This is a genomic window from Streptosporangium sp. NPDC020072 (assembly GCF_040631445.1).
Classification (GTDB): domain Bacteria; phylum Actinomycetota; class Actinomycetes; order Streptosporangiales; family Streptosporangiaceae; genus Streptosporangium.
The window spans coordinates 17,423-31,688 of the sequence record NZ_JBEYAB010000009.1; the positions used below are offsets into that span (position 1 = coordinate 17,423).

At 64.1% G+C, this 14,266-nt stretch carries 16 protein-coding genes; 2 read left to right on the forward strand and 14 right to left on the reverse strand.

Annotated features, from left to right (window positions below; genetic code table 11):
• The first annotated feature begins 50 nt into the window (after positions 1–50).
• A complete protein-coding gene (locus ABZ470_RS22185) occupies positions 51–959 on the forward strand; it encodes a radical SAM/SPASM domain-containing protein (protein WP_362913431.1) in 909 nt (302 codons plus the stop codon).
• Between the two features lie 2 nt (positions 960–961).
• Positions 962–2,107, forward strand: coding sequence for a methyltransferase domain-containing protein (locus ABZ470_RS22190; protein ID WP_362913433.1), 1,146 nt, complete (start codon positions 962–964; stop codon positions 2,105–2,107).
• A gap of 29 nt (positions 2,108–2,136) precedes the next feature.
• Here the strand turns inward: ABZ470_RS22190 and ABZ470_RS22195 are convergent, their stop codons facing one another.
• The 14 genes from ABZ470_RS22195 to ABZ470_RS22260 all read right to left on the reverse strand — a co-directional run bounded on the left by ABZ470_RS22195 (position 2,137) and on the right by ABZ470_RS22260 (position 14,139).
• A complete protein-coding gene (locus tag ABZ470_RS22195) occupies positions 2,137–2,589 on the reverse strand; it encodes a pyridoxamine 5'-phosphate oxidase family protein (RefSeq protein WP_362913435.1) in 453 nt (150 codons plus the stop codon).
• A 14-nt stretch (positions 2,590–2,603) separates the two neighbouring features.
• Positions 2,604–3,050, reverse strand: a complete 447-nt coding sequence (locus ABZ470_RS22200) for a helix-turn-helix domain-containing protein (protein WP_362913960.1) — start codon at positions 3,048–3,050, stop codon at positions 2,604–2,606.
• A 286-nt stretch (positions 3,051–3,336) separates the two neighbouring features.
• Positions 3,337–3,816, reverse strand: coding sequence for a CYTH domain-containing protein (locus tag ABZ470_RS22205; protein ID WP_362913437.1), 480 nt, complete (start codon positions 3,814–3,816; stop codon positions 3,337–3,339).
• Positions 3,817–3,831: 15 nt separating this feature from the next.
• Positions 3,832–4,869 carry an alcohol dehydrogenase catalytic domain-containing protein gene (locus tag ABZ470_RS22210; RefSeq protein WP_362913439.1) on the reverse strand — a complete coding sequence of 346 codons (1,038 nt, stop codon included), beginning with the start codon at positions 4,867–4,869 and terminating at the stop codon, positions 3,832–3,834.
• The gene (locus ABZ470_RS22215; RefSeq protein ID WP_362913441.1) at positions 4,866–5,561 is read right to left on the reverse strand and encodes an HAD family hydrolase; all 696 of its coding nucleotides are present in this window, start codon (positions 5,559–5,561) and stop codon (positions 4,866–4,868) included. Before ABZ470_RS22215 ends, ABZ470_RS22210 begins: the two co-directional genes overlap by 4 nt.
• Positions 5,558–5,944 carry a nucleoside-diphosphate kinase gene (locus tag ABZ470_RS22220; protein WP_362913443.1) on the reverse strand — a complete coding sequence of 129 codons (387 nt, stop codon included), beginning with the start codon at positions 5,942–5,944 and terminating at the stop codon, positions 5,558–5,560. The genes ABZ470_RS22215 and ABZ470_RS22220 overlap by 4 nt, the downstream gene beginning before the upstream one ends.
• Before the next feature lie 6 nt (positions 5,945–5,950).
• Positions 5,951–6,625 (reverse strand): SpoIIE family protein phosphatase, encoded by a 675-nt coding sequence (locus tag ABZ470_RS22225; protein ID WP_362913445.1) that lies wholly within the window; start codon positions 6,623–6,625, stop codon positions 5,951–5,953.
• The gene (locus tag ABZ470_RS22230; RefSeq protein ID WP_362913447.1) at positions 6,622–7,440 is read right to left on the reverse strand and encodes a phytanoyl-CoA dioxygenase family protein; all 819 of its coding nucleotides are present in this window, start codon (positions 7,438–7,440) and stop codon (positions 6,622–6,624) included. Before ABZ470_RS22230 ends, ABZ470_RS22225 begins: the two co-directional genes overlap by 4 nt.
• Positions 7,430–8,458 (reverse strand): radical SAM protein, encoded by a 1,029-nt coding sequence (locus ABZ470_RS22235; protein WP_362913449.1) that lies wholly within the window; start codon positions 8,456–8,458, stop codon positions 7,430–7,432. Before ABZ470_RS22235 ends, ABZ470_RS22230 begins: the two co-directional genes overlap by 11 nt.
• Positions 8,455–9,369: a radical SAM protein gene (locus tag ABZ470_RS22240; protein ID WP_362913451.1), complete on the reverse strand. Its 915-nt coding sequence runs from the start codon at positions 9,367–9,369 to the stop codon at positions 8,455–8,457. Before ABZ470_RS22240 ends, ABZ470_RS22235 begins: the two co-directional genes overlap by 4 nt.
• A gap of 454 nt (positions 9,370–9,823) precedes the next feature.
• Positions 9,824–11,083: an MFS transporter gene (locus ABZ470_RS22245; RefSeq protein ID WP_362913453.1), complete on the reverse strand. Its 1,260-nt coding sequence runs from the start codon at positions 11,081–11,083 to the stop codon at positions 9,824–9,826.
• The gene (locus tag ABZ470_RS22250; protein ID WP_362913455.1) at positions 11,080–12,135 is read right to left on the reverse strand and encodes a nucleotidyltransferase domain-containing protein; all 1,056 of its coding nucleotides are present in this window, start codon (positions 12,133–12,135) and stop codon (positions 11,080–11,082) included. The genes ABZ470_RS22245 and ABZ470_RS22250 overlap by 4 nt, the downstream gene beginning before the upstream one ends.
• 1,438 nt (positions 12,136–13,573) lie before the next feature.
• Positions 13,574–13,771: a hypothetical protein gene (locus ABZ470_RS22255; protein ID WP_362913457.1), complete on the reverse strand. Its 198-nt coding sequence runs from the start codon at positions 13,769–13,771 to the stop codon at positions 13,574–13,576.
• 14 nt (positions 13,772–13,785) lie between these two features.
• A complete protein-coding gene (locus ABZ470_RS22260) occupies positions 13,786–14,139 on the reverse strand; it encodes a VOC family protein (protein WP_352014516.1) in 354 nt (117 codons plus the stop codon).
• Positions 14,140–14,266 lie beyond the last annotated feature (127 nt).

Below are 14,266 nucleotides of genomic sequence, written 5' to 3' on the forward strand. Positions count from 1 at the left end.
CCGAATCCGCCGCACATGCCCGTTCAAGACCCGATGCGAAAGGGATGTCAATGACCGTTCCACAGCACGCCAATGCGACCGGCCTGCGGTTCCTGTGGCTGGAGTTGACCGGAAAGTGCCAGCTGGAATGCGTCCAGTGTTACGCGTCCAGCTCGCCGACCGGGACGGATGGCACCATGACCATCCTCGACTGGAAGGGAGTCATCGACCAGGCCGCTGCTCTCGGTACCCGCCAGGTCCAGTTCATCGGGGGTGAGCCGACCCTCCACAAAGCGCTACCTGGCCTGATCGGTCACGCCTTGGCCGCCAAAATTGAGGTCGAGGTCTACAGCAACCTCGTGCACATACCGGAGTCTCTGTGGGACACGCTCTCCCAGCCGGGTGTCCGGCTCGCCACGTCCTTCTACAGCGACGATGCCCGTGAGCACATGCTGATCACCGGCCGTAACACGTTGGCCCGAACCCAGGACAACATCACCACGGCGTTGGACCGGGGGATCCCGTTGCGGGCCGGCATGGTTTGTGTGCTGGACGGCCAGCGCCTCGACGAGGGGCAGGAACTGCTACAGCGGTTGGGCGTGACGCAGATCGGGATCGACCGGATGCGGCTGCTGGGCCGCCCTTCCCGTGGTGCCCCGGACCTTACTGAGTTGTGCGGTGCATGCGGCCGTGGGTCGGCTGCGGTGCTGCCGGACGGCAGTCTCACCCCGTGCCCCATGGCGCGGAACATGCGCGGTGGAAACGTGCTGACCACGCCGCTGGTCGACATTCTGACCGGCGTCACCTGGGCGCAGGCTCTGACTCTGGTGCCCGATCCTCGAATGGGAGAGGAGTGCGAGCCGGAAAAGAACAGTTGCCGCCCCACCAAGCAGGACGGCAGGGACTGTCCGCCTTCGGAGAAACCGGCTTGCTCTCCACGCTTCTGCAACCCGGACTTCACCCCGCCCGGTAAGAAGTGACCATGAACTGGCAACCTCGTGCCGCCTGGCTCGCCGCCGCTGCCGTCCCTCGTGGGTCGCAGTGGCGGGTGCCGGTCGCCACCACGCCCCGGCATCTGTTCGTGCCGCGCTGGTGGGACACGCCCGCCGGAACCTACAGCCGCACTTGGGATCTGCACGACGGTCCGGGGGACGCAGAGACGTGGATGGACACGGTCTACGACGACCAGACGGTCGTCACCCAGGTCGCCGGGGTCCACGCCGACCACGCGGAAGCAGGGACGGTGATCAAGGGGCAGCCCACGTCGTCGTCCACGCTGCCAGGCCTGGTCGTGCGGATGTTCCACCATGCCGAGGTCTACGAGGGGGCGGACGTGCTCGATGTCGCCACCGGTTCGGGATACAGCGCCGCCCTGCTGGCCGGGCATCTCGGCGATGACCGGGTGACGAGCGTGGACGTGGACCCCTACCTTGTCGAGGCCGCCGCCGTACGGCTGGACACCGTCGGCCTGCGCCCGAAGGTTCTCGCCGTCGACGCGACCGGGCCGCTGCCGGGCGAGTACGACTGCATCGTCTCCATGGTGTCGGTACGGCCCATCCCGGCCTCCTGGCTGGCGGCGTTGCGGCCCGGTGGGCGGTTCGCCGCGGTCATCGCGAACACCTCGCTCATCATCACCGCGGGCAAAAGCGACGATGGCGGTGCCGAAGGCCGCATCGAGTGGGACCGCGCCATGTTCATGCCGACCCGCTCCGGCGGAGACTATCCGCCGGGGGCACGCGGCCTGTTCGACACCGTGTGGGACGCCGAGGGCGAGGAGGTCACCCGGGGCCGGTACCCGGTGCTGGACGTCGCCTACAACTGGGACCTGCCCACCATGCTGGAGGTCGTCTGTCCCGGTATCGAACACCACTACATGGAGGATGACGACGGGGTGCGCACGGCCCGGATGGTCCACGCCGACGGGTCATGGGCCCGAGCCGCCGCCCGGTCGGACGAGCCGCCCACCGTCCACCAGGGCGGCCCTCGCCGCCTGTGGGACAGGCTCGACGAGGTCCGGCACTACTGGCTACAGCACGGCGAACTACCGCTGCGCGGCGCCCACGCCCACATCACCCCGGACGGGACGATCCATCTGCGACGCGGCAGGTGGGCGGCCACCATCGGATGACCTCCGGGTACGGCCTCGCCGTACCCGGGTCAGGCCAGCCAGTGGCCGTCGCGCATCAGGTCGCGGTCTCGGAGTTCCTCGACCTCGCGCCAGGCCTGGATGTGGCGCGGTGAGACGCGGAACCAGCGGTACGGCCCGGCCGACTCGCGCGGGTCGAAGCCGGTGCGCTTGGCGAAGCGGTCTCCCTGTTCCGGGGACAGCGCGTCCATCTCAAGGACCTCGACCGTGCCCTCGATCATGGTCACGTCGCGGGTGTGGCCGAGCCCGAGCCTGACGGTTCGGGTGGCGGCCAGGTTCCTGCCGGTCGGGCTGTTGGCCGGGGTGGACAGCAGCAGCGCTTCGCCGTCCCAGTCGAAGGACAGCGGCACCATGTACGGCACTCCGTCCGCCGAGGCGCTGGCCACCCAGAGGTCGACGTCGTGGGCGAGCCGGTGCTCGGCGTCGTGACGTCGCTGGACACGGGAGCGGGGTGCGTCGTTCATAGCCGGTGTGTCGCTCACTTGTCCTGGAGGAGGCCGAGGACGTTGCCGTCGAGGTCGGTGAAGGTGGCCACCAGACGGCCGCCGCCGACGTCGTGCGCGGCCTCCTTCACGGTGGCACCGGCCAGTCGCCGCTGCGCATACTCGCGCAGCCGTTGGCTGGCCATCAGTTCGGCGATCTCCGGCTGCCGGGCCCGGCACCCAGCGCGCCATTGCGCGACCGTCGCACGGTATTTCTCGTCACACGTCCGCGGCGAGGCATCGCGCCGCAGCTCCCGTGAGATCGTCAACGACAACCCCCTTAAATACCGTGCGATCCTATGCACACCGAGCTTGCGGGCACAACGCGACGCGATCTTTTCCCGCTCCGCGAACGACGGACAATGGCCCGACGCCGTCGAGGTGAAGTGCGGTCCCGCTCTGCCGGCCTGGCGAAACCGGCGTGTCCTCACCGTCGGTGACACGCCGATCTGTGCCGTGGTGTTCTCCGAGCCCGTCCCTGAACGATCGCCCGCCGGATGGGAATGTCGGTCTGGTGCACGCAGTCGTCTCGGGCCGCCGGTGCGTGTTCGATGCTCGTCCGTCGTTGCCTCCGGTATGTCGAAGGCATGTCGAACAGGACCGAATCCCTGGCGTTCGTAGCTCGTGGTCCCCGTCGTCAACTGTCCAATGATCGACAGTCAATGCTCAGGGGCCACGAATCCTTGCGTTTCAGGCCTCCTTCCCCCTCCCCGAAATCGGGGAGCCGCTTTAAGATGCGTCCCAGTATTTGAACGGATTTGTCACCAGCGATGAGTTTGCGTATCGATCGTCCGTCGAGACCTCAAGCCCCGCCCATTCCGGTGCGGTGATCGCCTCATCTTTGCCGAATTCGACTTCGGCTATCACGAGGCCGTCGTTTGCTTCGCGGAAGACATCCACGACCCATTCACCAGGATGGCGGCGACCGAGAACGTGTCGCTCCTTGACGATCAGAGGATGATGGCACTGCTCGTCAAGCATGAAAGCCGCGTCCTGGGCAGGTATATCGTACTCAAACTCATGCCGCCGATTTTCGACACGCAGGCCCTTCACGGTCAGCTTTCCCGTCTTTTCGCCGATAAGACGCACGCGGACGATTCGCTGGCGGTCTAGGCTGAGGAAGCCCTGTCTGATGGCGAAGACGCCGGTGACCTCCTCTCTCCACGCATCGTCCGAAACGAGGAATCGTCGCTCGATCTCTACTGCCACAGAGGGCCACTTCCTTCACTGCTCGTACGGCCTGAGCGCAATTTTGAGACTTCGACGCTCGGCCATCGCACGATACCCGTCGGCCACGTCCATCAGATTCATTTCATGAGTGATGAGCCACGAGGCGTCCAGGCCGCCGCCGAGAACCAAGCTCAGCAGGTCCGTCAGGTACCTTCGTGCGGGCGTGATACCGAAACGCAGGGCGATGTTGCGGCGGAACAGGTCAGCGACGGGAGCAGTCCGGACGCCATGTGGGACACCGACGACACCGACTCGGCCGCCGTCGGTCGCGAGGCTCACCGCGATCTCTGTGGATCGAGCGGTGCCAACGCAGTCAAGGACCGCGTCCGGGCGACCGCGACGCACTTCTTCGTCCCAGCTGGCCTCTGTACGAGCGTTTATCATGAGATCGGCGTCCACACTGAGGGAAATTCGATCCGTATGGTGACCGACCAGGGTGACATGCGAGGCCCCGGCGCGTTTTGCCATGGCCGCCGCAGCCAGTCCTACGCTACCGTCGCCGATAATCACACAGCGGTCCTCCTTGCGCACGTCGGCGAGCTCGACCGCATGCTGGCCGGTGGCAAGGACGTCGCCGCACAGCAGCATGTTCAGTGTGTTCGTCCTGGAACGGAGCGTGCCTTTCGGCAGCACGACAAGGGTGCCGTTCGCGTGGGGCACGCGAACGTATTCACTTTGTGCGCCCGACGCACCTGCCGACCGGCCGAAGAAGCCACCGTTCTGGCAGGAGGAGGTCCACCCGTTCGCACAGTTGACGCACTCGCCGCAGTTCCAGGAAAACGGGGCTGCCACTTCGTCGCCGACCTGCAGGGTGTCGACCGCGGTTCCCAGCGCGACAACCTCACCGACGAACTCGTGGCCGATGGGCTGCATCGCAGGCCGTACGGCTATTCCGTTGAAAGCCCATAGATCGCTTCCACAGATTCCTGCGGCGACGACGCGGACGATTGCCTCGTGAGGCGATTTCAGTGTGGGGTCGGCGACTTGCACACAGCGGACGTCGCCCGGCGCCGCCAGCACCGCAGCCCTCATCGGATGTCCAGGTAGGACAGTACGGCAGGAATCGTAGCGACGCGAGGGCCCTTCCAGTTCTCGACCGCGGGACGGTGGCTGTCGTACGTATTGGCGAGGCTGGGAGTCACGAGGAGGGGGCGCAGTCCCGCCTCCGCCGCGCCCCGCAACTCGTCATCACTCCCGTCGCCCACGTAGAGCGTATGCTCCGGCCGCGTGCCGATCTCTTGAAGAACGAGGTCGTACGCCGGGCGCTCAGGCTTGCGGATACGTGCCGAGCAGCTGAACACCGCCGCGTCGAAATGCGCTCCGAGCGGCGTGGCGGCCAGGACCTCCGGAACATCAGGAGCGCAGTTCGTGAGCAGACCTAAGCGCAGTCCGGCGCTCTTCAACTGGGTTAGGGCTTGGTTCACTCCAGCGAGGGGTTCGAGACCGGCCCGGGTGAACTCGGCGTATTGTGCGGCTGCGGCCAGGCAGTCTTCCCGGCTGAGTGTGATGCCGGCTTGTTCCCCTATCCAGGCGAAGTTCGACGCAATCGACGCGAAACCGCCGGAGACACGCTGCGGAAAGGACTCGATCCACAGGCTGTGGCACAGCTCGAAGTCCAGGTCGAGGATCTTGGCGCACTCCTGGATGGCCGAGGTGTGTTCCGCCTTGCGGAAAGGCGGGACAAGCGTGCCGAAGAGATCAAAGATCACACCACGCCACGTCATCGGGAAACCTTGATCGAACTAAGGTAGGAGTACTCTCGTTCAAAAGCCGACTGGTTATCCGGCGAGTGGAGCATGTTGCGGTAGGAATTGATCTGGCCTCGGCGCTCGCGGAGCGCGTCCTTGAACTCAATGATCACCTTGATGGCGTTTTCGCCCTTGAACACGTAGACGTCCAGCGGCCGAGTGGGAAAATCACGCATGAGGCTGTCCGTCCATCTCCATCCGTATATTCGCGGCCACAACTCAAAAACACCCTCTGGGGTGAACGCCACTTTGAACTGCTCCCGCAAACTCAGTGGCAGCTTGTCAATACCGTTGAGAATCTCCTGCTGTATGCCCCGTTCGTAGACATCCGGCTTCATCAATACCAGAGCGTTCTGCATGAAATCTCACCCCGTCCAATTGATCGAAAGCAGCGACCGGCTGTCTCGTAGATCGGCGTCGTGCTCGCGGTAGGTGCGTAGAACGGCGGTATGAAGGTCCTCGGCGTCGAAGAACTCCTCGACACGACGCTTGAGGTGCGTATCCCCGTTGATCTTTCCCTCCGGGGTGCGGCTCTCAAGAAGCCCGTCACTGGGTACGAGGACGTACTCGTCGGCCTCCACCTGGATCTCAATTTCCCGGATCGGATGCTTGAGCATCCCATGGGGTCCGAGCACAGGGCCTGGAAAGTCGATGTACCGCGTCGGTTGCGACGCTGAAAGTATGTACACCGGGGCATAGGCCCCGACGAGCGTGACCCTTTTTTCCCCGAGCCGGAGCAGGGCTACATTGAGGAAGCATCCGGTAGGCGGGAGATCAGAAGTGTCAAACCATTTCGTCACCACGCTACGGACATGATCGAGCAGGTCGGGGAGGCATATATCGTCCCCGGCGGCCTGGGCGATGCTGTCGAACGCGAGACTACGCACGCGCGCCGCCTGTGCGGCAGGCACGCCGTTGGAGTCGACGAGAGCCAGTAACTCCGGTCCTCCGAGGTCGTAGCGCCGGAACTCGTCCGTTTCAAAGGCCGATCCGGCTTCGCGGTCGTAACGTATTTTCCAGCTCGCACGACTCCCGTTCACACTGCACTTCCTTGGTGGAATACCGCCGGGTAGAACTGCGAATCCAGATGCTTCTCGTGCTCACCCTCATAGTCCTTCGCCCACCGGTTCTGCCCGTCGAAGCGGACATCGGCGGTGACGAAGAACAGTCCGAGGGCGCTGCGAGGACGGTCGCTCCAGTTGGAGCCGGAACAGTGCCAGGTGAATGCATCGTGGAAGTGCACGTGTCCCTTGGGCACCGGACACAGCTCTCGTTTCACCTGATGTCCCCGATAGTCGTCAGGGATCTCGTCCTTCGCATCCACCCGGTCGGCCAGCAGGTCCATGTGTTCAGTCGCGTCGCCCCAGCCGTGCGATCCCGGAACCATCTGCATCGCACCGTTTTCCTTGTCGGCCCCGTTCAACGAGATCCAGGCGCTGACCGTGCGGAATGGTGGGAGGAACGGCAGGAAGGTCGCGTCCTGATGCCATGTATGAATTCCGCCCGCCCTCGCCGGCTTATAAAAAAACCGGTCCTGCCACAGATGGAAGCGAGTGTGACCGGTAAGGCGATGGAGCGCCTCCGTCACCAGAGGATGCCGGTGCAGCTCGGCGAACGCGTCATAGCGTTTCCACATGTTCTTGATGTGAAGCAGCGGACGACCCGCATGCTTGAAATCGTAAACGCGCTGGTGGTACTGGTGGTCCGGGTTCTCGACGATCTCGCGGATGATCTCGTGTAGTTCGTCCGCCTCGTGGTCGGCTAGCAGCCGGCCGCCAAGCACGAAGCCGTCGCGGTGGTAGGCGTTCGCGCGCGCGTCGTCGAGGAGGGAGGGGGTGTGCGTACTAGTCGACAAGGCGATCTCCGGTGGTTGGTGTTTTGGCGTTTATCGAAACGAGCTTGCAAAGCTCCACTAGACCGTCCCCGGGCGCCCACGGGTCGCGGCAGGCCCCGCTATAGCGCTCGCCCGGCTGGATTCGGTATGCGATCTCACTCAGCGGCGCGTCCTTGATGTTCCCCAGGCTTTTTCCTGCGGGAATAAAGTAGCCGCAGGGATATACGTCACCGAGCGGGTCGACAATGAGCGAATCCCGCTGCTTCTTCGTACAGATAGGCTGGTAGTCAACCGGCAGGAAACGGCCCAGATCCTCTCGTCGCACTCGGTCGAGTTCGTACCAGACCCACGGTCGAGAGGCGGCCAGGTCACGGACCTGGTGAAGGTATTCGACCCAACTATCCGGATCGACCATGAGTTCGGTCTCGTTCTCGATCGCCGCACCGATGCTGCCGCAGGAGAAGAGCAGCAGGCGTTCGACACCGAGTTGCTCGGCGAGAGCGATGGTCTCGGCCACGCGCTTCACCGTGTCTCGCCAGACGACGGAGATCATATGCGTCGGTATGCCCGCGGCCACGGAGTTTCTGGTGGCCTCGGTCACCTTCGCGAACGACCCGATCCGCCGCCGTATCCGGTCGTGGGTGACTGCCGTCGGCCCGTCGATGCTGAAGGTGAGCCGGGACACGCGTCCCTTCAACCGGTCTATGATCTTTGGGGTTACGGCCAGGCCGTTGCTGGTGATCGCCGGCTTGATGCCGTGGGCATTGAGGGCGTCGATGACCTCCCAGATGCCCCGAAACATAAGAGCCTCACCACCTTCGAGATGAACTGTGTCCGGCCGAAGCTCGGAAAGTTCGGAGACCAGGCGCAACACCGTTTCCAGTGTCATCGCCTCTCGCGAACTCGGGCCACAGCTCGCATAGCAGTGTGCACACTGGAGATTGCACGTGTTGAGCAACCTGAGGAAGATATGCTTCATCGGCGGCCGCTGTGATCCTATCTCGATCGAGGAAGAAACGGCTACATGTGTCGCGCTCATCGCTTGAAGACCCCCTCACCCGTGCTTGTCACGACCACCTGTTCTCCGCCACCGCCCAAGACCAGGGCAAAGTCCTTGGCATGCTCGGGATGGCGCGCACATAGCTCCTCATAGACAGACCGGATCTCTTCTCTTGGCATGGGCCTGACGGTTGCCTCGTCCGGAAGGTCGATTAAAGAGGAGGTGTACGTGTGGTCCTCGTGGGCGACGGTTGCCTTGTGCCGATATTCCTTGAACACGAAGGCCGCCCTTCCGAAGAGAGGACGGTATATATCGACGATGTCCTCAACCGCCAGTCCGGCAAACATAACGACCACGATCTCGATCGTGTTGGGCAGGCCCGTGAGCGCGATCATGTTGCGGCGAGGAACCTGAAAAGCGAGCTTCCCTTTCAATCCGGAGGCTGCTTCGCCGAGCTTTTCGTTTCCCTTGAGACTCACACTGAACTCGTCGATGTAGGGACTGACCTGCTCTAATCGACCGGACAGGCTCGCATTCGTACACACGACCGAATAGCCCCCCATCTGGCGAATCTCATCCCCCAGCGTGACGACGAGTTCGGGGAACATGAGCGGTTCGCCACCCGTCAAGTAGATGATCCGGCCCGCGCTCACTTCGTCTCGCACGAACTGCCTGATCGTTGTCAAGCTCATCTCGTTCCAGCCGGGCAGGTAGTGTCGCTCATCCTTTGCATAACCGCCCACGTCGCAGTACGAGCAGGCCATGTTGCACGGAGCGACCATGACGAGCGATCCATAGACGCCAAACCTCGGCCCAGGCATACGGTAGGGGAAGGCAGAGGAAATCAGACCCAGCATCGGATAGGTGTCCCGTACCGCGGGCAACGCCGGCCGCCGCGCGGTTGATGATCGCGCCTCAGGCACGGAAGACATCGGAAAATTGTCATGCATGAAGGGCGGTTCCTTCGGTTGTCGTCGAAAGGAGTTTCTGAGTGGTGCGGTCAACGTTGTTGGGATCGCTCAGCGAGTTCGCGCCACCTTCAACTTGAGCGCGGCGGAACGTGCCGCCTTTGTCCGTAGCGTCGTCAAGGCCAGAAGATAGGAGCCGTCCATTGCTGGCGAGGACGTTTCGGCAACGGGGCACCACACCGGCCTCGTCGTCGTCATGGAACGATGTGTTGACGTTCTGCCGGCCACTTACGGTGGGAGAGGTCGATCCCGGACCAAGTGGCGGTGCACGTGATCTATGGCTTCAGGTTGAAAAGGCTCATTGCGGACGGTGGGGGCGGGCAGCCAGGGCCCTGGATTTCGAGGAGCGTCAACGGCTGTCCGTCTTCGGATGATCGGCGAGATCCCCGACGAACTCTCGGCCGGGCCGCGGTGCCCCGTTCCGGAGTCGCTCGCGTCATGAATCCGCCAGCGGTTTGAGCAGGCTGCGAAACGGCGTGAAGGGAAGGGCGAGCGTCCAGAGCAGGTAGAAGGTTCCCGCCACGACGATGGCGGTGGTGGCGCCGTAACTCCCGGCGAAGAACCCTCCCAGCAGAGCGCCCAGAGGAACGGCTCCGTGGGAGATCAGCCTGTAGCTGGCGGTGACCCTTCCCAAGAGCTCCGGTCTGGCGAGCGTCTGGCGGGCGGTGATCGCGTGAACGTTGTAAACGCCCAAGCCGCAGTCGAAGGCCATCATTCCGATGATCACAACTGTGATCCGCGCGGCCTGGCCGGACGGTGTCACAGAAAGTGCCACGGTGAGGATGCCGGCCGCCGCGGCCCCCATGCCGATGAGCATCGCGGCCCCGGGGGAGGTCCGCCGAGAGATCGGGGTGGCCAGGGAGGCGCCAGCCAGCCCTCCCAGGGCGCCTGCCCCGTAGACGAGGCCCAGAGCTCCGGGGGACAGGCCGACGTCATGCACTGCGAAGATCACATAGGCCGTCATGTAAGCCTGGATGGCGATGTTCGCCACCCCGCTGCATATGGCGAGAATCAACAGCCGACGATCGGCGAGAAGATAGCTGAACCCGGCCTTGACCAGCGACAGCCACCGTCCACGCGCCGCCGGGGCGACGGCGTCGGGCCGGGGCCGGGACAGTGCTAGCAGAGTGCCCGAAGCCAGGAAACTCACGCTGTCGGCCAGGATCGCGAAGGGGGCGCCGACTGCCTGGACCAGCACTCCGCCGATCGCAGGCCCGGTCACGTCAGTGACCGAGTAGCTGGCGCTGATACCCGCGTTACCCGCCGTCAGCTGCTTGTCGGTGACCAGCTGGGGAAGCATCGCGTGATGGGCTATGTCGCCGATCGACTTCAGGCAGCCGAGGACGAATCCCGAAGCCAGCAGCACGGGAAAGCTCAACACGTGCACGGCGGCGGTGAGCGGAATGACAAGCAGGAGAAGCCCGCGAGCGAGGTCACACCAAATGTTGAGCTGACGGCGCGGAAAACGGTCGGCCAGGATACCGGCCACGGGGGTGATCAGGAGGGTCGGTAGATACTGGACCGCTGTGAGCAGGCCAAGATCGCCCGCGTCGGCCTTCAGGGTCACCAGCGCGGTCAGCGGTAGTGCCACCATGGTGATCTGCGAGCCGATACCCGAGATCGTGACCCCTGACCAGAAACGCAGATAGTTCGGGTTCTTCCAGACGCGTTCTGCGTGCTTCGCGGAGACGGTCACCGTAAGTCCATCACGCCGTAGCCGGCTAGATCATGGCAGTACTCCGCGATCTCCTCACCGGTCGCGGACTCGCCGGCCTTCAGGAGGGCCTCTCCCATCAGTGCGGTCGTCTGTTCCATCGTCCGGCCATGGGCCAGTCCCCACAGCAGGGCTCCCTGCCAGCTGACCGCGACGTCATCGCGTCCAGGCGTCAGCAGTAACGCCCCCTCGCGGGTGGGAACCACGACGGTGTCCGCGCGACGCGCCCATGTGCCGGGGTGGGGCTTCGCGGTGGGATGGTAGTCATGTCCGGTGGAGGCCATGACGGCCAGGTCCTGGGCCAGACGCCTGGTTCGGTCAAGGCCGCTTGGCTCTCCCGGCTCGCGGTGTATCGAGCTTCGGACCTCGGCGCCAAGGTCGTCGCCCACCGTCCGCTCCCACCGCGCCCACAGCCACTTGGTGCCGATATAGCGGTCGCCTTTGCTGCACAGATATGCTTCAGCCGAACGGTACAGCTGCTCGCGGGCCAGATAATCCGCGGAAGAGGCGTCCCCGTTGGCCAGCGCCCCCGCGATATCCTCAGCGAGGTTGGCGCCATCGACGCAATGCCGCGCCACCAGCAGTTTGGTGAATTCGTCGACGGCCCTTCCCAGCTGTCGCTGCAAGGTTTCCAGTACATGATCATCGGCGAGTATCTCGCCCAGCGCGAACCTGGTCAGGTGGTCAAGCCGGGCGCGGCTGGCAAATGCCATCTGCCTGCGGTCGTCACGGGAGAAGCGAAACTCGGAGCATTCGTCGATGGCCGTGGACAGGTTTTTAAGGGTGATGTGCTCGACGTCCAGCCGCTCCCCTTCAAAGTCGAGCTGTTCGTCCAGCCGGGACTGGTCGTCGTTCAGTACCACGAAGATGTCAATGTCGGAGAAGGGTGACCCGAGGCCTGCCAGTGGTGCTCCGCCTGTGTAGATTCGGGCCTGAGGGAACCGTTCCTTCAGCCATGCCCCGGCGCGTCGGCCGCGCTCAACAACGGCGTCGACCTCGGCAGACCGGCTCGACGCGCGAGACTCGATGATCACTTGTTTCTCTTTCGGCGTGATGTGCGATGACGGCGACAGAAAGCTCCTGTCCAACGGATCTCGGGGACGCCAGCATTGGCAAGGTCCCGGTTGGGGACGCTGCCTCGTCGTCAACCATTCCATAAGGGTAAAAAGTGCGGGCGACACCATAGGAATCGCCCGCATCAAAAGAGCGGAGCTAGTCCTACTCCTGCTTGCCGCCGCGGACCGGCTGAGGCTTGGTACCCATTCGTAATCACCTCTTTCTTTTCCTGGGGAAGTCATGATCCTAACTAGGGGGCTGGTGGGTGTCAATGAACCTATTTCATCCCCTAGTTACAGGCTGCTGATCATTGTATGATTTTGAGTTACGGGTTCGGCTCGTAATGTGGAGAAACCCCTGGTAGGGGTGACGGTCGCAACCACCATGTCCGGACCAAGAGGCTATGCATTCGGTTCTACCGTGCCGTCGTTGATTTGTTGCGTTATGTCATCGGACTTGTCCGTCGGCACCGTAAGCGGATCAGATCCACCAGGCGACCGCCCGACTCCGGCTGTCAAGCCTTGCCTGTGCTGGTCTGTCTCCGCGAGGACGAGGCGTTCGCCAAGATCAGTACGGGTTCCGGGGTGCCGGTTACAGAGGTGTGTGGAAGAGCCCGTGATACGACAGCGTCGTTTGGGTGACTGATCATGAAAGCCGGGAGTCATGCCGGTTCGGAGATGAACCCGTCCAGCAGGCCGGGTCGGCAGTGCAGGGGTTTGAGCCCACTCCGGGTCAGTGCGGTGAGCGTTGTCGATGCCGCCGACGGCGAAGTTGAACAGCTTGGTGCGTGGACTGGACCAGACACCCTTGGCCGGGTTGAGGTCTGGTGCGTACGGCGGGAGTCGGTAGACCGGCAACCAGCCGGCCCGGGAGACGATCCAGCCGGGCGCCTCGGCGCTGACGCGCTCGGGAAGGCCGTCTCATACCGAGAAGACAGGCTGGCCGGGCTGGGCGTGTGCGGCCTGCGGCAGGGCCTGGAAGGCATTTCTTGAATGCGGACACCTTGGAGGCTGGATCTTGAGGTCCAGAGCAAGAGATGTCCCTGGCGGCGGCGGAGAACTATCCGCCCGAGTCCAAGGCCGACATGGTGGCGCTGGCATTGTCCAGGCCGGGCTGGACGGTTACCTCGATCGCTCAGGATCTGGAGCTGGCCGCGAGACGCCGCGAGCATGGGTACGAGCCGCGCAGGCTTGGGGAAAAGCGGGCAACGAGCGGCCGGCGGGATCAGGACCGGCAGGGACACCTCCGCTGGCCCCATACCCTCGGGCGACGTGTTGGAAGAGAGGAACAAGCAGCTCAAGGCCCACATGCGGGAGCTGGAACAAGAGCGGGGCATCCTGCGTGGGGCGGCCAAGCCTTTCGCGGGTGAGACGAACCAGTGAACCGCTTCCAGCTCGTCGAAGACCACGAGGCTCTCTACGGGATGAAGCGGTTGTTCCGGGTCGCAGGTGTCATGCTCGGGCTTCTGCCGGTGGCTGAAGGGGCGAAGGACAGCGGCACCATGTACGGCACGCCGTCGGCCGAGGCGCTGGCCACCCAGAGGTCGACGTCGTGGGCGAGCCGGTGCTCGGTGTCGTGACGGCGCTGGAGACGGGAGCGGGGTGCGTCGTTCATGGCCGGTGTGTCGCTCACTTGTCCTGGAGGAGGCCGAGGACGTTGCCGTCGAGGTCGGTGAAGGTGGCCACCAGACGGCCGCCGCCGACGTCGTGCGCGGCCTCCTTCACGGTGGCTCCGGCGGCGGTCACCTCGGCCAGCTTCGCCTCGATGTCGGCCACGTGCCAGTAGGCCACCGGAGCGTCCGGGCTCTGCGGTCCGGAGGGCACCAGCCCGATGTGCTGGCCCTCGACGTCGAAGCCGACGTAGTAGGGGGAGTCGGCCTGCGGCTCCACTCCGAGCAGGGCGGTGTAGACGGCCTTGGCCGCCGCCAGGTCGGAGACGGGATGCAGCACGGTCCTGATGCCCTGGTGGGAAGAGTCAGCCATGGTCGCTCCTGGATCAAATGCGTATATCTGGTGATGTGTCGGGGGTAAATCCCCGTTCACGATGACCACGCTATCTGTGTCCCACGCCCCGGCGCTTCTCCGATTCTGACCGGCCCCTGAAGCACCC